The organism is Zestosphaera sp. (assembly GCA_038727705.1).
Classification (GTDB): Archaea; Thermoproteota; Thermoprotei_A; order Sulfolobales; family NBVN01; genus Zestomicrobium.
This window is the reverse complement of record JAVYVJ010000003.1, coordinates 169,240-191,856: the sequence shown is the minus strand read 5'-3', so window position 1 is coordinate 191,856 and position 22,617 is coordinate 169,240. Positions and strand designations below refer to the sequence as shown.

The following is a 22,617-nucleotide window of genomic DNA, read 5'->3' as shown; positions in this document are numbered from 1 at the left end:
ATCACATTTGCATGAGGAAAATCCCCTCGTCCAGCTTAATCGCTTTGGAGACGTCCTTAGGAAGACCCACCACTACAGTTCTGACTTTATGTAGGTCTCTGATTTCATCGGCTATTTTCTCGCATTCCTGCGGGAGATATAGGGCGGCCTCCAGTGGTTCGGCAAACGATATGTTGTTCTCCTTCTTATACTTCCATATCGCCGAGTTAACTTTTATTAAGTTCTCTATCAGTACCTCGTCACCGCCTAATACGCTTAAGTCCTCATCTGTGATCGTGACGTTCCTCAATCCTTTAGGAGAATACATGCATCTCCATAGGTAGTCAGTCACGAAGGGCATGATTGGATGTAGGGCCTTGAGTATGAGTTTAAAGACTCTGTGAAGGGTGTACCTAGCGCCGTTCACGTACCTCTCGTCATAGTTGCCCATCCCGTAGGCCCTCATCTTAGCGATCTCCAAGTAGTTGGATGCGAAAACATCCCACGCTAATGTGTAAAGCTCGTTTATAGGTCTGAACACGTCAAGCTCTCTGTAGTGGTCGAGAACCCTCTTGACTGTGGAGACCGCATATTTAATCATAGCTCTATCCACCTCCTTCAGCACTGAATCCTCCAGCGGGGGTTCATCGAAGAATGAAATGAACCTGCCTATGTTGACTAACTTTGTTGCAAACGCTTGACCACTCCTAACTAGACCTTCTGACCATCTGTAGTCACTACCAAGCATTCCGGACGCAGCCGCCCAATACCTGAATGCGTCAGCACCATACTTCTCTATGTAGGGCATCGGTGGCACTATATTCCCTAACGACTTATGCATGGCTCTCCCCTTAGGATCTAAGCCCATCCCGGATATCCTGACCCACTTGAAGGGGGGTTTCCCCGCCAGTAGCCACACTCTTAACGTGGAGTAGTAAAGCCATGTCCTTATTATGTCGTATCCCTGCGGCCTCAGCGAGTGATCCAAGGCTTTAAGAGCGGCCTCCTTATTGTTGAGCCACCTGGTTACATAGAGCACGCTGACGGACGAGTCGAACCAAGTGTCAAAGGTTCTGGTCTCACCTAGTAGGTGTTCCTTAGAGGCCCCGCAGTTAGGACATTTATCGTGCGGCGGCGGATCGATCCAAGGTCTCACATACTCTCCATACCTTCCGAGGAGTATGTGACCGCATTTGCTACATCTCCATATAGGTATTTCAGTTCCGTAGAACCTGGTCCTTGAGATAGGCCAATCCATCTTGAGCGAGTTGACCCAGTTGTCGAACTTGATCTTATGCTCTGGAGGTTTGAAAGACATCATGTTGCCTATCTTAAGGATCTCATCCTTGAAGTCGATCTGCCTCAGGAAGAACTCTTTAACGTGGATGTACTCTACTGGTGTTTTGCATCTCCAACATACCGGGATCTCATGTTTTAGGAACTCCTCCTTCAGGAGATGGTCCTTCTTCTTGAGCTCATCCGCTATGACATCCCGAGCCTTCCTGATTGTCAACCCCTTGAGAAAGCCCGATTTTTCGTTCATAGTCCCGTCCGGGTTAATTAGTATTCTCGGCGCGATCTCTTGTTCTTTAAAGAACCATATATCTCTAGTGTCACCGTAGGAACACATCATAGCCAAGCCCGTGCCGAAGTCAGGGTTGGCGTACGTGCTCGCAATTATAGGCACTTCGTTATCATAGAGGGGCACCACCGCGTGTTTTCCTTCAAGGTGTTTATATCTGGAGTCGTCCGGATGGAATATCACAGCACCGCACCCGTTAAGCAACTCAGGTCTGGTCGTCGCTATAACTATATCCTCCCCTGTTTCAGCAACTCTGAACTTTATGTGGTAGAGCTTCCCCTCCTCCTCCCTAAACTCTATCTCCGCCTCAGCCAGGGAGGTCCTGCACCTAGGGCACCACATGACAGGCCTCTCGGCCTCATATATGAGGCCCTTACTCCACATATCCATGAACGTTGCCTGCGTCAACCTCCTGTAGTTAGGTGAATCCGTGCCTTCAGTCCAGTACTGATACGAACACCCCAATCTCCTCCAAGTCCTTACTAGGGTGGACTCGTACTCGTCCAGCACGCTGCTGACCATCTCAAGGAACTTAAGTCTGCCTTCAGATGTGTTTGCAATCTCATGTGCCGAGATCCCGTATTTCCTCTCAACAACTACCTCTGCCGGTAGTCCGTTTCGATCCGCGTAAAAAGGTAGCAAGACTTTATGGCCAAGGATTCTCAGAGCCCGAGCAACCATGTCTATTTGCGCGTAATGGGCTGCTTGACCAACACCCCACTCGCCTGAAGGATACGGTGGTGGGGTGTCTATAACCACGTAGCTATCGTCACTGATGAAGTCTATTTCAGGCTCCTTAACCTCCTCCTCAATCCATTTCCTAAGCAGCTCCTCCTCTACAGAGGGTTCCCATCTCTTAATCCTAACCTTCGGCTCCAGCGTCACTTAATCACCTATAACAGAACAAACGTAGAACTTTATTAACTTTGCTATCGAAGTCGCAGTGGATGAGCTACAGGTACATGCGGTTCCGAAAGATTTAATTTCTCTGAAACTATATTTGTGGGGATAAATATGGCAATTAGAGCAGTGTTGCTAGGTTCTGGGTATGTCGCCGCTCACCTAGCGACAGGCTTGACAAGACTGAAGAAAGGCCTTATTAAACCCTATGGCATACCTCTAGCCAAGCACAAACTGCCCTATAACGTGGAGGACATAGAGATCGTAGGAGTTTACGATGTTGACAACTCTAAAGTTGGTAAGACTTTATATGATGTGGCTAGGGAGGTTATGGGAGATGAGTACCCAGTCCCTGAAGAACTCAAGACCGTAGTTGTTAGAAGGGGGTTAAGGAGGAATTCAACAGATGGACTAGATGTTGAGGCCCAAGGACTCGACGACATCATGGGCTACGCTAACGGCGTGAGAACATTACTTGAAGAGTGGATGGGTCTGGGTCCCGATGTAATAGTAAACATAATATCGACGGAGTACGGTGAGGAGTACGATGATGAGACAACAGCGCTTAAGAGGCTTGAGGCAGGCGATGTGCCGGCCACACACTCATACGCCTACGTGACTGCACTATACGCTAAACGCAGGGGAAGGGCCGCTTTCGTGAACGTGATACCAACACCTGTAGCCAATAATCCAGGACTCCTTAAGATCCTAGAGGACTCAGGAGTTACCGTGTTCGGCGATGACGGAGCCACCGGCGCCACCCCTCTGACGGCGGATCTAATCGAGCATCTGGCGCAGAGGAACAGACTCGTTGAGTTCATAGTTCAGTTCAACATAGGCGGTAACACGGACTTCTACGCGTTAACTAGGGAGGACAGGAACCGCATGAAGGAACTAACTAAGTCCAGCATGGTTAAGGACATACTAGGATATGAAGTGCCTACATACATTAGACCCACTGGCTACCTAGAGCCTTTAGGAGATAAGAAGTATGTTGCAATGCACATAGAATACTTAAGCTTCAACGACTTCAGGGACTCCATATACGTTAATGCGAGGATAAACGACTCACCCGCATTGGCAGGAATATTATGCGACCTAATTAGACTCGGAAAGATCTCAGTGGATAGGGGCTGGAGAGGCACTGTCTATGAGGTCAACGCATTCTACATGAAGAGACCTGGACCGCGCGGCGCGCCCAACATATGTAAAACCAGGGCTTACTATGAGTTGCTCAACAAGTTTGACCTTGAATGACCCCCGCAGAGCTTATTACCACAAGGATTGTCTTTCTTTCGGGACCAACACATGAGGGGAGTGGTGGTTGTTCACGCCGGAGCCGGTACGTGGAGATATCTCGACGAGGCCCTGGTTAAGAAAGTGGTTACGGACGCTTTAACGTCTGGCGCGGAAGTGTTGGAGAGGGGCGGATCAGCCCTCGAGTCTGCCGTTGAAGCCACAGTAAAGCTGGAGGATTCAGGCGTCCTTAACGCGGGATTGGGTTCAGTCCTCGATATAAGGGGGGACATCTCGATGGATGCAGGAGTCATGGATGGATGGAGCGGAAAGGCTGGGGCGGTCGCCGCTGTTAAGTACCCTAAGAACCCGGTAGTACTTGCCCGTAAGGTTCTTGAGCTGACAGATCACATTCTACTTGCTGGAAGCGCTGCCGACGAGCTAGCCGCACGACTAGAGCTACCTCAACACCCAGGTCCCTCTGAGAGAGCTAGAAGGCGATACGAGGAGGCTCTAAGCAGGATTAAATCGGGTGATCTCATCTTCAAAAAGAGTCTTGAATTAGCTCGCGAGCTAGGCTACGTCGACACTGTAGGCGCGATTGCGCTAGATAGTGAGGGTAGGCTGGCTGCGGCAGTATCAACAGGTGGCGTGATCCTCAAGTTCCCAGGACGCGTTGGTGACTCAGCCATTCCCGGCGCCGGGTTCTTCGCTAACAGGTACGGCGCTGCAGTAGCTACGGGTATAGGGGAGACCATAATGATGAGCATGTTGTCGTATAGGGCGGTAAAGTTGATTAACGAGGGGTACCTAGCGGATACTGCAGCCGGTATGGCAATCCAATATCACACGTCACTCTACGGCAGAGACACAGCCGGCCTGATAGTGCTTGACTGTAACGGAAACCCGTATGGGGCATACAACACGCAGGCTATGCCGTGGGGTTATATTAAGGTCGAGTCAAAGGAATTGATGCTGACCGGGTTCAAACGATCAGGAAGCCTGTAACCCTTTAGGAGGCATCCTCCTAGAGTTTATTAACTCAATGGCTTCCTCACGCAGCTCTCTATCGGTGGTCAGCTCGCCCCTCGTCGAGGAAGTAATCATGCTTAATGGTTCCTCAATCCCTCTGACTAAGGCGCACGTGTGCATCGCCTCGATAATCACCAGAAGTCCTCTGGTCTTGAGCTTCCTGTTCAGGTAGTCGGCTATCTCCTCCGTGAGTCTCTCCTGAAGCTGAAGCCTTCTAGCAAACACGTTAACTATCCGCGCGAATTTACTCAAACCCACAACCTCGCTACCCGGGATGTACGCAATGTGGGCGTATCCGTAAAACGGCAGCAGGTGGTGCTCACAAACAGATCTAACCGGTATGTTCATCACGGCAATCAGTCGGCTGGCGCTCACATAATCGACAGAGTTGACGTAGAAATATTTAAGGTATTCATCTGGGTCTTGACCATATCCGGAAGCCAGTTCTTCAAGCCACATCCTAGCTACCCTCTCAGGAGTTTCCATTAGTTCCGGGCGCTCAGGATCGTCTCCGATGAGCTTAATAAAGTCTCTTATGACTCTCTTTAACGCATCACGTCTTGAGTTCAGATCTTCATTTACTCCCATAAGTCACTCACCCGACTCCCGCCCTAATGCCTCCGGCTTAATCTCAACAACTAGCTCGATACCACGACGTCCTAACAACTTCTTGACGTTGTCAACTCTGCTACTTACGAGCGATATATCATCCTCAGACTCCACCACCACAGATGCGGTACCTTGATAATGCTTGCCGTCCACACTCCTAAGGCGCAATTCACTCAGGTGGAGACCGTTCGTCACGAACTCCTTCCTCACTAGATCCATTAATTCTGCTGAAGGCGCTATGTCGCTGATGTAACCTAAAACTTCGTTAAAAACCCCCTTCAGCTCGTGGAGTATGTAGATTGTAAGCACTACCGCACCGCCGTAGTCTATCAGGTAGCTCAGGATTGCGCCCCCCAGCGAGGACAGAATCACCACTGCACCCTCTATTAACTCGCTGACAGTGAATGCTGAGTAGTGAACGAATATGCTGCCGAATCTCTTCGAAACCAGTACGGAAATAGTGTAGCAAAGAACACCCAGTAAAGCCATTAGCGGAGCACCCAGCGAGACGGAATATCTTCCAACGTCTAGCAACTTGAAAGTGGCTATGCCCGCGACGAATGAATAAACCATCAGAGTTGATATAGTGCCGCCGAAGGCTAGCTTGTAGTGCCCGAAATGATGATCCTCATCTGGAGGCTCTAAGCTACTTCTCCAGAACCTAATTGATAGTAGTAGAGCTATTAAGTTGGCTATAGAGGTTAAAGCATCGACGAAGACCGCCCTCGAGCCGTAGAGCAGACCTCCTAGGATCTTGAACAGTCCCCCTAGAGTCGAGAACGTCAAGATTAGACCTAGTACGTCGTTGCTCCTCAAAGCCCACCTACCCTAAAATATAAGGAAATTAACTATACCTTTAAGCTTGAAGTACTGACCATGTATACACTACATTTTAACCGCAATTGAGTTTACCACCAAGCAGTTAAAGCGAGTTAGATCCTCTTCCTCAACTCCTTCCTCAGCTCATCTATGATTAGTATTGGCAACGATGTTACGCTGGCGAGAACTAGTAACTCTACCGACAGACCGACTGTTTTGAAGATTGAGGAGAGTGCCGGGATGTATATCGTCGAAGCAAGCAACACTAGCGACAGAGTGATGGCCGGTATTAACCACTTGTTATGGGGCCTAAACCAGAAGTGTCTGGTCTCTGACCTGGAGACCAGTGCTCGTCCAAATTCGCTCATCCCGATCGCTAGGTAGGTCGAAGTCCTTGCCAGCGATATGTCTAGATAGGATGTAAGGACATATCGGTATATCAGCAAGTTGGTGATTCCTATTAGGGCACCTAATAGTGTGAAGTAAGCAATCTTCCTGTTGGTTAGGAACGCCTCATGCATTCTTCTAGGCGGTCTGTCCATTATATCCGGCTCTGGTGGTTCAGCGCTGAGCGCTAGTGCCGGTAACGCGTCCGTAGTCACGTTTATCCAGAGTAGTTGAGCTGGAGTTAACGGTGACGGCAGGGCAGATAATTCAGCGGCTAAAATGGTGGCTATCTCGCCCAGGTTTGCCGGCAGGAGGTAGTTTATAGGCTTCTTGAGATTCTCAAATATTATTCTTCCCTCCTTAACAGCAACAGATATAGTGACGAAGTTATCGTCCTTAATGATGAGTTTAGAGACCTCCTTAGCGACGTCGGTTCCTTTAATCCCCATAGCTATACCCAGGTTCGCCTCCTTCAACGCCAGCGCGTCATTAACGCCGTCACCGGTCATGGCGACCACATGCCCCCTCGCTTGAAGCGCCTTGACGACCCTCCTCTTATGCTCAGGAGTTACTCTGGCCAGAATCACCACATCATCAATGATTCTCTCCAACTCTTCATCACTCATAGAATCGAGTTCCTTACCCTCAAGCATGAGGCCTTTATCAAGCCCTATTAACCGACCTACCGCCTCCGCTGTAAGTTTATGATCTCCAGTAATCATGATGGTCTTTATGCCAGCCCGACGCAACTCCTCAACGGCTTCCCTCACCCCCTCCCTAGGAGGGTCTATAATCCCCATAACGGCAAAGAAAACAAGGTCGTTCTCAATGACCTCCGCCCCTGCGTCGAGCGTCCTGGAGTCTATAACTCTATAAGCGATGCCATAGGTCCTGAAACCCTGGGAAGCTATAGTCTCTATATACCTGCTTACCTCACCCCTGAGCTGGGCGTCGAGTTCGGCGACGTTACCCTCAACCCTCAGATATCTTGACAAACTTAGGAGGACCTCCGGAGCACCCGAAGATATGGCAAGGAACTCTCCTCCATCAAGTCTGTGAATAGTCGTTTTCCTCTTTCGGAACCTGTCGAAGGGCATTGTCTTAACTGTTTCTAAGTTTTTCCCGAGCTCGTCACTCGCCTTATGTCCAAGCACTTTATAAGCGAAGACTAGTGCTGCACCCTCGGTTGGTGAGCCCTTAATCTTCCAAGTATCCCCTTCGCGGAATACACTCGCATCCTCGCCAACGTGCGCGACGACGTAATTAGCCAATATCTCGACTTCTTTAGTTAATGAGCGATTGAACTCTCTAGGCAGCAATACCTCACCTTCAGGTTTGAAGCCCTGACCACTCACGCCGAGTTCCGTTCTGCTCAGCCACACCTTCTTAACAGTCATCTCACCCGTGGTTATCGTCCCCGTTTTATCTGAAGCTACGACATCACACGCACCTAAGGTTTCTATGGCCCCTAACTCCCTCACTATGATTTTTTGTTCAGACATTCTGTAGGCACCTAGTGCAAGGACGGATGTCGCTATAGCCGGCAGACCCTCCGGTATGGCGGCCACAGCTAATGCGACCGCTAGGAGCATTGATTCAATCACAGGTTCCTTGACAATTAGGTAAGATATAACGAATACCAAAACACTTATGCAGAGAATCACAGCGCCGAGTCTTCTTCCAAGCCTGTCCAACTCCACCTCAAGTAAGGTTCTCTTCTCCTTGATCTCGCCCAGCTTAACAGCTATCTTGCCTAACTCCGTTTTAGAGCCTGTGGCGACAACGACCCCTCTACATTTACCTGAATATATGTACGTGCCCATGAAGAGCATGTTAGTCCTTGAGGGTAGTTCCGTATTCGGAGGGAGCGGCGTCGTGTGTTCCTTCGGAACCGGCTCAGACTCACCTGTCAGAGGTGACTCATCCACTCTTAACTCAATTGACTCTATGAGCCTGACGTCGGCGGGCACCTTATCGCCTTCGCCGAGGAGGATCACGTCGCCGGGCACCAACTCCGTTGATGGAATGACCTTGATTTCACCGTCTCTGACGACCTTGACTTCAGACACTACCAACTTCTTCAACGCTTCGATAGCCTTCTCCGCTCTGAACTCCTGTATAAAGCCTGAGAAACCCATCACAAGCACTATAGTCAGGATTGCCAGAGCATCTATGACCTCCCCTAAAAAGATTGAGACTAGCGTGGCTGCTAAGAGAACCAATATTAGGAAGTTGGTGAACTGTTTCAGGAATATAGAGATGGAGGATCTAGGTTTGCTAATGAGCTCGTTACGTCCGTGAATTGAGAGTCTTCTAGCAGCCTCCGTCGATGTGAGGCCCTCATAGCCGCTACCTAACTCCTTCAGAACCTCCGCAACCTCCATCGCATGCCAGCTCAACCGTAACGCCCTAATCTACTGCGGAGCTAACGCTTAAAAGAGTCTTGAAGGGTATAGTTAATTGAGTGTAAGGAGTTGCTGGAGATATTAAAAGCTGCTGCCAGAAGGGTTGGGGACTACCTGACTGAGATCCGCCGATCATCAATCACTGTTGGCGTGAATGCTTCCGGTGATACTTCGAAGGAATTCGATGTAGTGTCTGAGAGATTAATATTTGAGGAACTGAGGAAGGGCGTTGAGGACTGTTTCATATTTGTCAGTGAAGAATCCGGCGTTCAAAGGTTCTGCGAGGAACCTAAATGGGTCATTGTAGTGGATCCTGTGGATGGTTCCATCAACTATGAGGCATCCATACCATGGGTCTCGGTTTCGATTGCTGCAGCTCCGTTAGCGGAGGACGTGAGTGTAGGCGACATAGAATATGCCGTGGTGTACGATATCTACCGCAAGATCAACTACAGCTTCGGGTTTGACGAGGGAGTGCTGGTGAGCGGAGCCCCCGCGTCCCGAAGACCTAAACCGCCGGAGGTGGTTCTAGGATACTTCGAAGTCCCTAGAGCCTACAGGATAATCCCTGAATACTGGGTTAAGAGAGGTTCGCGCGCTAGTCTAAGGTCGTTGGGCAGCGCTGCATTAGATATAATTCATGTTGGCTTAGGCAACGCGGAAGCATTCATCGACACCAGGGCTAAGTTAAGAAACGTGGACGTAGCTGCCGCACTGAGGATAGCCTTAGCCCTTGGTGCTAAGGCCAGAGTCTGTGAAGGTTCCGACGCTCTCTCAATACACTTAAATAGCGTTAGGAAGGTGGAGTGCATACTGGTGGGGTTTAACGAGCATTACTTAGAGAGACTAAGTGAAGCATACGTCGAGAGCGAGAGGGTTGAGGGGAAGTCTTAGAGATCAATAATCCTTGACGAAATTTCGTCTATCGAGATTGTGCGATGGTTTAAAGACGGTCGCGGTTCACTTCAAAGTGGTTTATATACGAGCTTCTTGAGGGCTCTTACCCTCAACTCCTCTGCAACTTTAGTAGTGCCGCCCCAGAGTATTGCTTTAGTAGGACACATCGCCACGCACCCGGGGGTCAGTCCCTCCTTTCTCAGAGGAAGGCATAGATCGCATTTAGTTGCGAATCCCGGCGGCACTATCTCGGGGATGCCGAAGGGGCAAGCAGCAACGCAGGCTGAGCATCCTATACACTTAGATATGTCAACTAGGACAGCACCGTCCTTATCTCTATGCATAGCCTTAGTCGGGCATGCAATGACGCAAGGTGCTTTCACACAGTGAAAGCATGATATCGGCTTGTTGAGTCCTCCCCCTATGTCATAAAGTATGATGTAGCCTGTGCCCTCGTGCACGAACTTACACACTTCCTCACATGTGAAGCAACCTATACATACGTCGTAATTTATCACTCTCACCATACCGCCATATTTGCTTACTACCTCTTGATTCAATTCACACCACCTTCCTGGATCTTAAGAAAGCATCTATTTGTGCTGCGACCCTCAGTCCGCTGCCCACAGCCTTACCGACCATGGAGGGACCTGTTACCACATCACCTGCGGCAAAGACCTTCTCCACTCCTGTTTGCATCTTGCTGTTCACTACGACCGTCCTCTTTCTAGGGTCTACTTTGATACCGTCACATTCGGTGTTTAGCGGGGGTGTGGGGATTTCACCTACGGCTGCTAAAACCGTGTCAGCTTCAATGATGTGTTCCGACCCAGGTATTGGGATCGGCCTAGGTCTGCCCGTCTCATCCGGCTCTCCTAACTTCATCTTAATGAACTCCACACCAACGACTTTGCCGTTGTCCACGATCACCCTCGTAGGCTGGGCTAGCTCAACCCAGTTAACGCCTTCAGAAGCCACTCTACTCACTTCATATTCCCCCGCTGGAGCTTCTTTGATCGTCCTCCTGTAGGTCAGGTAGACCTCTTTAGCCCCCTTTCTGAGGGCCGTCTCCGCAGCGTCGATGGCGCTGTAGCCTCCGCCCACCACAACCACCTTACTCCCTATTGAGGGTTTATGACTGGTAAGGCCGAGCTCGTAGACCCATAAGCTGAACAGGTACTCGAGCGCAGTGTAGACGTTCTTAGCGTCGTCACCTGGCACCCCTAGCTTCCTGGAGGACCAGATACCAGTGGTTATTAACACTGCATCATAGTCCGCCATCAGCTTACTCAATTCCACAGTTCTCTCAACGAACTCATCCCCCTCGTCATGCCTCACGTTATCGCCGCAGAAGACTTTGGTCTTGTAGTTGAACTTAACTCCGAAGTTGCCTTCAAGGTCGTCCACGCCCTCCGTTATATTCTCCCTGGGAATTCTAGTAGGCGGTATTGCGAACATCATCATACCTCCTGCTAAAGGCAACTTATCGAATAGATCGACTTCATACCCTTGACATACTAAGTAGCCTGCGGCGGTTAAGCCGGCGGGACCGCCCCCTACAACCGCTACCCTCCCTCTGCCTCCTCCCCTGCCGCCCTTACACATGAAGGCGAACTTCATCCCTTAACATCACCTCCTAGATGTTCTGAAACAATAATTAATTTAACGTACGAGTTCTCCACTTTCCTTCCAGAGAGACCCTCAACCAGGTCCGGATCACTAATCATGAGTTCCCCTCGCCTGACAAGCGTCTCTATGGTCTTGCCCGGCAGGGAACTCCTCAACTCCTGTAACTCAACCTCACTAATATCTTCGCATATTGAGTATGAGGGTACGTGATGTCTCGGGATTATAGCGCCTGAACCATGTTCAATGCAGTGATATATCCTAACCTTCAACAGCCACCATCCTCCTGTGCGTTACTTTGGGTTGAAGGAGTCCCAGCAGGACAGCAGCGCCATAAATTATGGCTTCAGGTCTCACCGGGCATCCCGGAACGTAGACGACTTTATCAACCTCTACCCCGACCTTTTTAAGCACTTCCTCCAGTTTTGGATATCCGCCGAGCGTTGAGTACGTGTTAAACCATATCCCGCCACCGACTGCGCAAGAACCTAACGCTAGGATTAGTCTCGGTCTAGGCATCGCCTTAATTGCTTTAATCACTTTGCTGAGGGTCTTGATAGTTACAGGGCCTGTGAGTAGTATCAGGTCGGCATGTCTGGGAGACCCCACCAACTTAATGCCGAATCTCTCCACATCGAAGTACGGGGTAAGTACGTCAAGAACCTCTATATCACAGCCATTACAACTGCCTGTATTCAAGTGGAAAACCCACACGCTTCTCTTAAGCCTCTTAAATGCTTCCTCCAGCGGGCCGTTGGTTAGACCATCTAAACCATCGCTACTCAACGCTGACACCCGTTACACCACTCCCTACCCTACGAGCAGTGAGTTTTCTCCTACACTCAGGGCATGTGTTAAATAGCGGGCTCATGTCGCCGCCGTCAATTCTTTTCTCAACCTCCTTGACTAACTTAACGGTTGTGAACGGCTTCCCGCAGACGTTGCATTTAACTGCGGTGTGAACCACCTCGTCATAGAGATCGTTTAACTCAGGAGTCGCTAATTCAAATTCCTTGGTAATCGTTATTGCGTCCTGGGGACACACGTAGGCACACATGCCGCAGAAGATACACCGGCCTATGAAGTACTTAAGAACTACCTCATCGCTCTCGTAATTTAATGTGAGGGCGCTTGGGGGGCATATCCTCACACAGGCTCCGCAACCCACGCATTTGGCTGGATCTATATCTACTCTACCTCTGAATTCTGGAGTCACTAATGACGACTCAAACGGATATTTCCTTGTGGCAGTTCCTTCACGAGCCGATATAGCGAGCATCCTCAAGAACTTAACCACGACCTGAACCCCTCCTGGAAATAATCTCGATGGGCACGGTCTTAACGCTTCCCGATCTCAGGTTGATTATTGTAGCTCTATCAGTGCATGAGAAGCACGGGTCTATGCTCGCTATGGTCAGTGGTGCGTCAGCTAAGTCAACGCCCTTTAGCATGATCGGCACTGCCTGGAGGTTCTGATAGGTAGGAGCTCTGACCCTCCACCTGTAGGGACTGTAATGCCCGGTCACGACGACGTGAATGACCTCACCTCTCGGAGCCTCTACAGAGCCTATACCGAGTTTCATTGGTTGTGTTTCCCAACTCTCAACCATTATAGGTCCGCTAGGTAGCATATCTATCAGCTGTTCTAAAATACTTATGCTCTCGAACACCTCGTCAACCCTAACCAGCGTCCTAGCTAGGTTATCGCCCTCTGTGTAGACGGGAACATTGAAGCTTACGTAGTGATACGCCGCGTACGTGTAATCTTTCCTCACATCTCTAGCCAGACCCGAGCCGCGGACTGTGGGACCCACTAGTGAGTAGGCCCTCGCCTCACCCCTGGGCAGTATCCCGGTCCCAGTTAGCCTAGCTCTAACTTGCGGCACGCTGGTCGCGACGTCTACGAACTCCCTATACTCCCTCTTTAACCGGTCTAAAGTCTCCTTAACTTTAGATACAGTATCTTGAGCGATGTCTTTTTTAACCCCGCCTACGAGAGCTATGCCATACGTCTTCCTACTGCCTGTGAGCAGTTCGGCAAGCACCATAATCTTCTCTCTAATCCTCCATGCATGCATGAAGCCCGTGTCGTATCCGAGGAGGTGGAGGGCCACCCCAAGCCACAGAAGATGACTGTGAAGCCGCTCAACCTCAAGCACTATGGACCTTATGAATTCCGCCCTTTCAGGAACCTCTATGTTTAGAGCGTCTTCCACCGCCTGCACGTAGCTCGTCGAGTGTACAAAGCCGCATATGCCGCAGATGCGTTCAGCTAGAAAAGGTACCTGATCATACTTCATGCTCTCGGCCAACTTCTCAATACCCCTATGAACCATGAAGCCAATATATCTAGCGTCAACCACCTTCTCTCCCCTAACGTACAACTCAAAATACTCAGGCTCGTGGAGGGCTGGGTGGTAGGGTCCTATAGGGATCCTAACCACCTCCTCCACACCTAGTTCAGTAACCACCCTAGAGATCATCTGCGGTTGATAGAGCTCTCTAAGCTCCTCAACACTAACGTCCTTCCTCAGTGGATGGAGATCTTCAGGCCAGTCCTCAGGCAAGACCAGCCTCCTCAGAGTCCTGCCGTTGAACCTAATCCCAAAAAGATCGTGGGCTTCCAATTCATACCAGTCGGAGGCTCTGAAGAGGTCGCTGGCCGTGTAAATCTCCACGGCCTCTGGGACAGGTACCTCAATAACTAAATTCGTTCCCTCACTATCTATACCTAGAACGTAGTAGAGCTTGTAAACACCCTCCTCACGTCTCTCATCAGATGCAGTCAGAGTTCTGAAATACAGGTCATGCTCACTGTAAATAGTCTCAAGGGCCTTACGAAGGCATCCGGCCTTGAGGGTAATCCTAATCGTGATGCCGTCTCGGGTCACATCCAGTATTGAGTCTCCGCAAACGTCCGCTAACTTATTCAGTATTGCAAGACTTCGAGGCCCGCGGGCTATACTGTCCATAGGTCTGAGGCGCTCAAGATCACTGAACATCATCCTCACCCATTATTACATTGTTATTTACGATTAAATACGTATCCAAGTAAAAATCACCAAAGCAATTAAAACAACTGCGTAGTACGTAAGCAGTGACTTAATACCTATGTCAACACGGGTTCTTCCAAGGAGCGCTGCAGTCACGCCGTACAGCACGTAGAGCAACAGTGAGGTCACAACCGTCGCGGAAAGAAGTATGAGTATGCTACTCGATGACGTGAAAGGAGTTATAAGTGCTACCGATACGAGCAACGATAGAACATACCTTGTTAGTAGATGCACGTATATATACAGTGCAAGCAACTTACCACTGAACTCTATGAGAACCCCGGATGCCAGCTCCGGTTCCGCTTCATGTATGTCAAAGGGTAACCTGCCCCCGCCGACGTATGATGCCACCAGAAGGATGGAGAGACTCAAAAGATATACAACAAGATTGGATAGCGTGTAGTTGGTGGCAAGTCCAAATCCTGTGTAGATAGCTAAAATGCTGCCTGAAATAATGCCGAATTCGTTGAGCAGTGCCAGAAACACGCCCCTGTAACTACCTATTACCGCGAACGGATTCGACGTAGTTGCTGATGCCATGAGCGTTAAGCTATGCGATGCTGTTATCAAGATTAGAAGAGATGCGAGAGTGATTGGACTCAATGACGAAGGCAGCAAGATGGCTGAGTACATCACAAGATATAACGCTGTAATGGATGCTATGAGAGAGAGCGAAGTCAGCAGGATTGAGGGCTCGCCGCTTGCCGGGATCTTCAACTCCTTGACGCATAGTTTTATCAGGTCGTACCACGTCTGAAGGAGCGTGGGCGGACCAATTCTGCTCTGAATCTTAGCTCTCACCTTCCTCTCCACACTGTCAAGGAGAGGTGGAAGGAAGAGCAGTACGCCTGTCGTCAGTAGCGAGGTTACGGAAGCTGCTGAGGTCTCCATGCCCAGAACACCATAAGTAACATTGCGAAAACGACTAGAAGGTTCATGTATAGTGAGGTAAACGATAGTGCATCCTCCACTGCGGACGTAACGTTTATGAGGTCCTTGACGAAAGTAGTGTAGTGCTTGTAGAGGGATCTCTCACTCACGCTGAACATCTTGTACAAACGGCTGGCAGCGTCAAGCACGTAATACGCGAGAGTTCTTTCACCGCCTTCGAAGTTCTGACCTATATCGTAGTAGAAGCTCATTTTAACCGAGCTAGGGATGAGCTTCCTTAAGTACTTACGTATTAAGTCTTCCAACCTAGCCATAATAGAGGCCGATTCAGAACTCAAGGCAGGGCGCCCCCTAACCAGGATTCCTCCCTGGCACTCCTCCTAATATAGGAGTAGATGTAGTATATAAGTGATAGCATCATTATTGTGGCCAGGCTCATAGGCACTATGTACAGGAGATCCAATACTAGAAAGCCTGATAAGACTAGAACTGCATAGAGTGGGAGCGTCGTCAAGAGATTAAGAAGAGAGAGACTTAATTCAGGTAGTTCGGTGCCTGGGTTAGGTCTTGATTTCACCAGCTCTTTAGGTAATGCGGATCCCCAGTAAACCGTTATGTATCTTAAGCCGTAGGCAACCGCTAGTGCAGCCCCTAAAGCAGCCACAACCACCAGCACCACGGCTGCGGTCATTGACACCTGATATATTGAGACCAATCCAGCGAGAAGTAATATCTTGCCCAGAAAACCCAGCATAGGTGGGGCGCCAATGAGGGAGAGGACGGAGAGCAACGTTGTAAGGGCTGGTCTGCTTGACACCCTGGCCAGATAGCCCAGCTTACTTATGTCTCTTGTATGGGTTATTATCTCAACAGTGCCTGAGTTCATGAACAAGGACGCTTTGAATAAGCCGTGGGCTAGTGAATACACGACTGCCGCGGTGAGGAGTAGATTCACGTTGAAGCACTTGTAGGACACTGCCGCCAAGGTTATTAATCCAGTATTTTCGATAGTGCTGTAGGCCAGAATCCTCTTTATATCTGCTTGAATTAGGGCTTGAAGCCCTCCATAAACAACGGTCAGAGACGCGAGAGTCAGTAGGGTGTAATGCACGTAAGGAGAATCCACTGCTGGAATTATCAGCAACAGGCCGTAGACACCCATCTTGACCATGGCTCCAGACAAGATAGCTGAACCAGGTGCAGGTGCCAGTGAGTGCGCGTCAGGCAACCAGAAGTGTAGAGGTGCTACAGCAGCTTTCGCAAGAAATCCGAGAGCTATTATCAAGTGTAACGCCGGATTTAAACCCTGCAAAGGAGTAGCTATGTCGTTAATCGGCATTTGAAGTGCTTGAGCGAACCCGTACTTGATCGCCGATACTCCAAGTATGCTCAACAAAGCCACGTCTGCTGGAACCATAGACACTATTAAGTATCTAAGACCCGCTATCAAAGTCCTCCTCTCAACCTCGAAGACTATAGTGAAAAAGCCCACGATCTCGGCGAAGAGCCAGAACATTATGAACGTCAGCAAAGTCTCGGAGACGAAGACCATGTAGATACTTAAAACAAACATGTCTACTATGATGGAGAGATTCCTTCCAGGATACTTGTGCCGTTCGTAACCGTTTGTGTACGGTATTACAAAGACAGCTATCAATGCGGTGAGGAGGGCAAGCGTGCCTCGAATCAGACCAAGAGGGCTACTCGCTATAAACAGGGAGTAGAGCGTCAGTAATGTGGCTGAGGACTCCCTTAAAATGAGGGAGATCAGAGATGCTTTACTTCTGAGCACATTGCCCAGTATGCATAAGGAAAACGATGTAAACGCCATCACATACAAAATCATCCAGTCCTCAATCAACTCCAACAGATCATTACCTCCCGCTTAACTCATGTTTACTAAGTTTAAAAGTATTTAAATATGTTTCCTCATATATAAGGTATGGATCGATAAACTTAAACATATTTAAGCGCCCCTCAAAAACCAGCTTAACTTGCTTACTTCGTTGACGTACTTAATTACGCTCTCAACACTTGTTAGGCTTGCTATTTGATTCATGAATGTAGTGATCAGTACCCCCTGAGCAAGGAAGATGCCTAAAACTACTAACGCTACCGCTAGGACCGCAGTCACTGCGGTCGGGACGTAGAGTCGTGCCTCCTTAACAGCGTTCTCCCTCCTCTTACCTATTATCAAGGCGTAGATGACTTTGAAGTAGCCGAGGGCTGAAATGCCTGAAATAAGCACTATTGAGATGGCATGCACGGTAAGACCCGCCTCCATTAAGGCTGTGAACATTATGTACTTACTGAAGAACCCTGCGAGGGGCATCACCCCAAGCAAGCTTAAGAATCCTACGATTATGGAGGCTGTGAGCGCGGGGTGCCGGGCCCCTATACCGTACATTCTACTAAGGTTGGTTGATCCAGTCATTATGGATAGAGTGCCAAGACCTATGAAGAGTAGAAACTCTCCAAGCGCGTGCGTGATCATGTGGAGTATCACCCCAGCAAGCGCCTCCGCCGACGTGGTGGGACTTACGTGTGAGAGGAAGGCACCGAATGCGGTGAATATTATTCCTATGTGGCTTATCGTTGAGTATGTTAGTAATCTCTTAACGTTCATCTGAGGAAACATTAGCAGAGCGCCCAGGTACCCAGTTATTAAGCCCAGAGTACTGAGAGCCACTAGTATGAGGTCCCTGAACACGAAGCCTCCTACAGAGAACATCAGTGTGGAGCCATACCCTGTAAACACTGTTAGGAAGAGTCTTAAGACGCCGTAGGTGCCTACCTTGTCCACTATGCCCGCGAAGAGGGCTGAAGCGGGGGTCGGCGACTCAGTGTAGGCGCTGGGCATCCAATAATTGTTCGGGAATATGCCTGCCTCGAAGTTCAGGGCCCAGAGCATGAAAGCAACGGCCAGTGCTGAACTTATGAACACGTTCCCATAGCACCAGCTCCCAGCGCACGTGCCGGACCAAGTCTCTAAGGAGTTCGTGTCTAAGCCCGACAGTCCATGCGCCTTGATAATTAGGTCAGCTATGTTGACGGTGCCGAATGATGCGTATATAAATATCACACCGAAGAAGAACAGCATGGTCGCTAAGGCCCCTATGAAGCTGTAAGCCATTGCCGCCTCGACAGCCCATCTCCTCCTCCTGAAGAAAGTCACTAGAGCATAGGAGGATATGCTGAGAACCTCAAGCATCACGAAGAAATTGAAAAGGTCACCAGTGTATAGACATCCCATCACGCCAGTCAGTAGTATGAGGGTCAGTGTTGAGAGCCACTCATGCCCAGATTCTAATACATTGAAATACCAGAACATGTAGATGGAGGCAAGCAGGAATAAAGTTGCTGCTAGAAAGCCCAGCGTTCCGTTGAGGAAATCCACTACGTAAACAATCCCCAATGGGGGTGGCCATCCACCGAACGCGTATGTAAGCACCTCACCTCTCACTGTGCTCATTAGGCAGAGGAGCGTTAAGAGCCACACGGATGATGTGGTCATAACGGTTAAGGTGGCGTAGAGAGCGCGTGACCTGAACTTAAGCGTTAAGAGAGGCGTAATGAAAGCAACTACCGTCGGTAGCATAGTGGTTAGACCGACTGCCAGATCGTTCATACCTCATCACCTACCCGAAAATCCTCAGTGCGTACTTGTCAAATACCTCACTGACTTCCCGGTATGACTCCTCAGGCTCAGTGGTCGTGGCGTATATCCAGTGAACGTATATGTTTCCCTTCTCCTTGCTTAGATCGACCACAACGGTTCCTGGGGTGTTGGTTATGGAGAGGGAGACCAGGGTTATACCGTAGTCGTTTCTGGACTTTATAGGCATCCTAATTATGGCGGGTCTCAGGTCGAGCTTAGGCCTCAGCCCTAATTTTATGACAAGCAGGTGCGCTTTGACCTCATCCACCAACAAGTATCTCACTGCAAACCTGAGCAGGTGTATAAACCTCCTCACGTCTAACGCCTTCTTCCAGTCCTCTACTAGAAGACCTGAAGTGAGGGATCCAACTATCACTGCAACCAACAATCCCGTGACTATGTCATACAGCCTGAGAGACCCGGTATATACTATGTATATGGTAAACGAAAGCAGGATGGGAACTACGGCTTTACACAGCCTCTTCATGTATGTACCCCCTCTTCAACCTTCCTATTTCATCTACGTTTACAGTTTTGAAGTGGCGGCTTACATGAAGCACTATAGTGGTTAGGAAGAGCGTCACCGCGAGACCTATAACTACAGCCGTTAAAACGAATGCTTGAGGAAGCGGATCCACAGATCTCGTAACGAACTCCTTAATGACCTCCGGCGTGGGGTTTAGGTCTATCACTACTGGCGGCTGAAGAGTTAACCCTGGTCGCAATAGCCTATAACCAACTAATACTGTGAATATGTTGATGGTGTCCTGAAGGATTGTCAGCGCTATGAGCTTCTTCACTAAATTTACCTTCGCTACAACACCGTAGAGTGAGATCGCAAAGTTGAAATAGAGCGACATCACTGTAAGCATGAACATAAATATAACTAGCTCAATATCCATGATCCTCACCTTCAAATTCCTTGCTCAATATCTCCTCACTACTTAGAAGTATTGTGAACACCAATGTGAAGCCGCTAGTCACTGCAAGGAACTCAAATAGGTTAAGGAAGAATATAGTGCCTCCAAGTGGTACGTCAAGTATGTGCGAAGGATAGGAGAGTGGGGACGTTGCTTTAGCCTGATTCTGGAATATGTACCCTGACGCGTTGATGAGCAGGCCGTAGAGCAAAATAGTCAGGGTGGAGATGCCGAGCAGAGATAAGGATATGTTCCTAAGTGTGAGTAGCTTGCCGTAAGTTATTCTATTATCGGTGAAGAACCTCCTGCCGAAGACCACTAGAAGTAATAAAGGGGCTATTGATGCTATAGCACCACCCTGGAAGCCTCCGCCGGGCGTCAGGTGGCCGTGGAGAGCCGTGGACGTTGCGACTGTTAATATCGCCAATGTGACGAGGGCTGTACTTCTCTTCACAACTAGGCTTAGTCCTGCACTGCCTGCAGTATCAGGCAGTTTCGCCACACCTCTAAAGACGGTTAAAGCAGCAAGTATTGCCCCGTAAAACACTGCCGTCTCAAAGAGCGTGTCAAGTCCTCTATAGTCCCAGACGATAGCGCTTACCGCTTCCGGCGAGGCAGTCCATAACCAGTAGGCATCGCGATTGTAGGTCAGGTTTAGATAGTTCTTGGCTATCAACCTAATGTCTTGCGGCGGCAGGTCGCCAAGGCCTCCTGAGTATGTTAGGTAGGTAAGAGCTATGATGACTATGATTAGCAACGTGGTGAATACCGCGTCTCTCAACATTTAGCCCGTCACCTCTAATCTGCCGACCTTCTTTATGAGGAGTATGAGGATAAGCGGGTATATCCCTACAGAGACGGCTATGTATACTAAGACTATGTCAGGAGCCATTAACAAGAAATAAATCAGGGCGTATGCTATGCTTTGGACGGACGAGAATATAACGGCGTTCATTAAGTCCCTGGTCCTAATGGCCAGGAATGTAAATGCGACGGAAAGAAGTGCCACAGAACCCATCAGCACGAAGGCCAGGTCCACGTAGTCCATCATACCTCACCTCTGCTTCTGTCCTCCTCTAGCTGATCCACGATAACCGGCATTACGGGTGCTGCCTTGGCTCTGTGGGTTGCCCTGGCAAGAGCATGACTGCCTGCTCCGGCAAGCAGTAGTTCAACAAAGGCGATTACTAAGGAGGCGCCGCATAAAAACCACCTATAAACACCCAGGAACTCAGAGCCTGCAGCAACTAAGGCAACCCCAATTATAGGCACGAAAGCACCTCCTATACTCCCCACTGTGGCGGCATGCAGTCTGGTGTAGAAGTTAGGAAATCTTATCATGGATATTGAGGCAACGAGATCGCAGAAAACACCTACAGTTATCAGGACTTGACCCGCTATAACTAACAACCAGTCAACGGGCGAGGCCAAGTCAACCACCCAATTCCTTTGCCTCAAGATATTTAGCGACGTATATGTCAAGTGAGAAGATCCACAGAATCAGAACAACGCTACACACTATGATTATAGGGGACTTCAGAAGGATCGTGAGAACCGTCATGAAGGCGGCCAAGTCATAACCTAGGGCATCGACCGCCAACACCCTGTCCGATAGTGTAGGACCCTTAAGTATCCTAACCATATAAAGGAGGAAAGCTACAAAGTAGGGGATCATTAGCAGAGTAAGGCATGATTCCACCCACCACTCTAAATCAATCATTAACATCCGACCCATACTTTCTAGAACAGGCGGCTTTATAAGGTTTTAACTAGGGATGACATCACATTCTTGAAAGAAGCGGGAACCCCTTAAAAAGTCTAGTGAATCTATGATTCAACGTATTTCGTTGCCTACAGTCCCTTACCTGTACATAGTGAAAAGTGTAATCCCTCTAAGGGGGGCCGGAACAGTGTTAGAGGGTTAGCTTACCTTCCTTCTTTAACTTCGTGAGCGCCTCTTCAAAACTTTCGTTCGTTTTAAGAACGTATGTGAGGTAGGTCCCCGTCCTTCCAAGCCTATCCCTTCTGGTCAGTAGCCTGACCCTCTCGTGAACCACGTTAATAGATACCCCGAGTATGGATGCTACGTATGCTTCGTAGTCTATGACCGGTGCTTCGATGTGCCCCCTATCCGTGGGAATTATGAGAACCAGGTTCTTATTGACGCCTGGAACTCTTACGCCGCTTCTTAACTCATGTAGGGCGACTGTACCGCCAAATCTATAGAATTCCCACTCTGTGTTAGTAGTTTCTTGAAGCGGGAACGAAACCACTTCCTTGCCGTCCGCATCGAGCTCCATATATGCCTTAGGCGTAGCGGCCGGCGTAGCCTTGACCACATATTGCTTGTAGATGGTGAATCCTGAATCCTCAAGGCAGAGGACAGCTCTGTAGGGTTGTATCAAGTATGTGATTACCACATCCACATCGCTTGATGGAGTGACATCCCCTCTGGCAAGGGATCCATGCACTATCGCGTTGAAACCACAGCCATTTAGCGCCTCGACTATCTTTATCGCCTTAACCCTCAATCTCCTCAACAGCTCCCATGTAGCGGGGCCGTAAATCACTTCCCTGAATTCAGGCGCTCTCTGCACTTTGTGCCGCGGTACTGGACTCAAGA

The 22,617-nt window shown here is 49.3% G+C and carries 24 protein-coding genes; 3 read left to right on the top strand and 21 right to left on the bottom strand.

Translation table 11 applies throughout. From position 1 onward, the window contains the following. Position 1 precedes the first annotated feature (1 nt). On the bottom strand, positions 2-2,446 hold the full coding sequence (locus QW772_08095; protein MEM0038870.1) for a valine--tRNA ligase: 2,445 nt from the start codon (positions 2,444-2,446) through the stop codon (positions 2-4). A 129-nt stretch (positions 2,447-2,575) separates the two neighbouring features. Between QW772_08095 and QW772_08090 the strand changes: the two genes are divergently transcribed. Together QW772_08090 and QW772_08085 are read left to right on the top strand one after the other, a co-directional pair. Beyond that, complete coding sequence (locus QW772_08090) at positions 2,576-3,718, top strand: myo-inositol-1-phosphate synthase (protein MEM0038869.1); 1,143 nt, start codon at positions 2,576-2,578, stop codon at positions 3,716-3,718. Between the two features lie 51 nt (positions 3,719-3,769). Further along, complete coding sequence (locus QW772_08085; protein MEM0038868.1) at positions 3,770-4,705, top strand: isoaspartyl peptidase/L-asparaginase; 936 nt, start codon at positions 3,770-3,772, stop codon at positions 4,703-4,705. Here the strand turns inward: QW772_08085 and folE are convergent. From folE to QW772_08070, 3 genes are all read right to left on the bottom strand, one after another. Continuing rightward, complete coding sequence (gene folE / locus QW772_08080; GenBank protein ID MEM0038867.1) at positions 4,691-5,317, bottom strand: GTP cyclohydrolase I; 627 nt, start codon at positions 5,315-5,317, stop codon at positions 4,691-4,693. The genes QW772_08085 and folE overlap by 15 nt on opposite strands. 3 nt (positions 5,318-5,320) lie before the next feature. After that, on the bottom strand, positions 5,321-6,154 hold the full coding sequence (locus QW772_08075; protein MEM0038866.1) for a cation transporter: 834 nt from the start codon (positions 6,152-6,154) through the stop codon (positions 5,321-5,323). Positions 6,155-6,270: 116 nt separating this feature from the next. Next, a complete protein-coding gene (locus QW772_08070; GenBank protein MEM0038865.1) occupies positions 6,271-8,928 on the bottom strand; it encodes a cation-translocating P-type ATPase in 2,658 nt (885 codons plus the stop codon). A 90-nt stretch (positions 8,929-9,018) separates the two neighbouring features. Here QW772_08070 and QW772_08065 point away from each other — a divergent pair, with 90 nt between their 5' ends. Further along, on the top strand, positions 9,019-9,843 hold the full coding sequence (locus tag QW772_08065) for an inositol monophosphatase family protein (GenBank protein MEM0038864.1): 825 nt from the start codon (positions 9,019-9,021) through the stop codon (positions 9,841-9,843). Positions 9,844-9,914: 71 nt separating this feature from the next. Here the strand turns inward: QW772_08065 and QW772_08060 are convergent, their stop codons facing one another. The 17 genes from QW772_08060 to QW772_07980 all read right to left on the bottom strand — a co-directional run bounded on the left by QW772_08060 (position 9,915) and on the right by QW772_07980 (position 22,615). Continuing rightward, the gene (locus QW772_08060; GenBank protein MEM0038863.1) at positions 9,915-10,406 is read right to left on the bottom strand and encodes a 4Fe-4S dicluster domain-containing protein; all 492 of its coding nucleotides are present in this window, start codon (positions 10,404-10,406) and stop codon (positions 9,915-9,917) included. Between the two features lies 1 nt (position 10,407). Further along, positions 10,408-11,466 carry an FAD-dependent oxidoreductase gene (locus tag QW772_08055; protein MEM0038862.1) on the bottom strand — a complete coding sequence of 353 codons (1,059 nt, stop codon included), beginning with the start codon at positions 11,464-11,466 and terminating at the stop codon, positions 10,408-10,410. Continuing rightward, positions 11,463-11,744 carry a hypothetical protein gene (locus tag QW772_08050; GenBank protein ID MEM0038861.1) on the bottom strand — a complete coding sequence of 94 codons (282 nt, stop codon included), beginning with the start codon at positions 11,742-11,744 and terminating at the stop codon, positions 11,463-11,465. Before QW772_08050 ends, QW772_08055 begins: the two co-directional genes overlap by 4 nt. Then, positions 11,734-12,267 carry an NADH:ubiquinone oxidoreductase gene (locus QW772_08045; GenBank protein ID MEM0038860.1) on the bottom strand — a complete coding sequence of 178 codons (534 nt, stop codon included), beginning with the start codon at positions 12,265-12,267 and terminating at the stop codon, positions 11,734-11,736. The genes QW772_08050 and QW772_08045 overlap by 11 nt, the downstream gene beginning before the upstream one ends. Continuing rightward, positions 12,251-12,769 carry a 4Fe-4S dicluster domain-containing protein gene (locus tag QW772_08040; GenBank protein ID MEM0038859.1) on the bottom strand — a complete coding sequence of 173 codons (519 nt, stop codon included), beginning with the start codon at positions 12,767-12,769 and terminating at the stop codon, positions 12,251-12,253. Before QW772_08040 ends, QW772_08045 begins: the two co-directional genes overlap by 17 nt. Beyond that, on the bottom strand, positions 12,762-14,474 hold the full coding sequence (locus tag QW772_08035; protein ID MEM0038858.1) for an NADH-quinone oxidoreductase subunit C: 1,713 nt from the start codon (positions 14,472-14,474) through the stop codon (positions 12,762-12,764). Before QW772_08035 ends, QW772_08040 begins: the two co-directional genes overlap by 8 nt. Positions 14,475-14,507: 33 nt before the next feature. Beyond that, on the bottom strand, positions 14,508-15,416 hold the full coding sequence (locus QW772_08030) for an NADH-quinone oxidoreductase subunit H (GenBank protein ID MEM0038857.1): 909 nt from the start codon (positions 15,414-15,416) through the stop codon (positions 14,508-14,510). Beyond that, positions 15,392-15,754: a hypothetical protein gene (locus QW772_08025; GenBank protein MEM0038856.1), complete on the bottom strand. Its 363-nt coding sequence runs from the start codon at positions 15,752-15,754 to the stop codon at positions 15,392-15,394. Before QW772_08025 ends, QW772_08030 begins: the two co-directional genes overlap by 25 nt. Continuing rightward, positions 15,751-17,283: a complex I subunit 5 family protein gene (locus tag QW772_08020; GenBank protein ID MEM0038855.1), complete on the bottom strand. Its 1,533-nt coding sequence runs from the start codon at positions 17,281-17,283 to the stop codon at positions 15,751-15,753. The genes QW772_08025 and QW772_08020 overlap by 4 nt, the downstream gene beginning before the upstream one ends. A 99-nt stretch (positions 17,284-17,382) precedes the next feature. After that, positions 17,383-19,044 (bottom strand): proton-conducting transporter membrane subunit, encoded by a 1,662-nt coding sequence (locus QW772_08015; protein MEM0038854.1) that lies wholly within the window; start codon positions 19,042-19,044, stop codon positions 17,383-17,385. Between the two features lie 10 nt (positions 19,045-19,054). Continuing rightward, positions 19,055-19,561 (bottom strand): Na+/H+ antiporter subunit E, encoded by a 507-nt coding sequence (locus QW772_08010; GenBank protein MEM0038853.1) that lies wholly within the window; start codon positions 19,559-19,561, stop codon positions 19,055-19,057. Continuing rightward, positions 19,545-19,985: a sodium:proton antiporter gene (locus tag QW772_08005; GenBank protein ID MEM0038852.1), complete on the bottom strand. Its 441-nt coding sequence runs from the start codon at positions 19,983-19,985 to the stop codon at positions 19,545-19,547. Before QW772_08005 ends, QW772_08010 begins: the two co-directional genes overlap by 17 nt. Next, positions 19,966-20,778, bottom strand: a complete 813-nt coding sequence (locus QW772_08000; GenBank protein MEM0038851.1) for a Na(+)/H(+) antiporter subunit B — start codon at positions 20,776-20,778, stop codon at positions 19,966-19,968. Before QW772_08000 ends, QW772_08005 begins: the two co-directional genes overlap by 20 nt. Next, entirely contained in the window at positions 20,779-21,042 is a 264-nt protein-coding gene (locus QW772_07995; GenBank protein MEM0038850.1) for a DUF4040 domain-containing protein, read from the bottom strand. Beyond that, positions 21,042-21,434 (bottom strand): monovalent cation/H(+) antiporter subunit G, encoded by a 393-nt coding sequence (gene mnhG / locus QW772_07990; protein ID MEM0038849.1) that lies wholly within the window; start codon positions 21,432-21,434, stop codon positions 21,042-21,044. The genes QW772_07995 and mnhG overlap by 1 nt, the downstream gene beginning before the upstream one ends. Further along, on the bottom strand, positions 21,427-21,729 hold the full coding sequence (locus QW772_07985; GenBank protein MEM0038848.1) for a monovalent cation/H+ antiporter complex subunit F: 303 nt from the start codon (positions 21,727-21,729) through the stop codon (positions 21,427-21,429). The genes mnhG and QW772_07985 overlap by 8 nt, the downstream gene beginning before the upstream one ends. A 178-nt stretch (positions 21,730-21,907) precedes the next feature. Then, entirely contained in the window at positions 21,908-22,615 is a 708-nt protein-coding gene (locus QW772_07980; GenBank protein MEM0038847.1) for a nucleotidyltransferase domain-containing protein, read from the bottom strand. Positions 22,616-22,617: the final 2 nt, after the last annotated feature.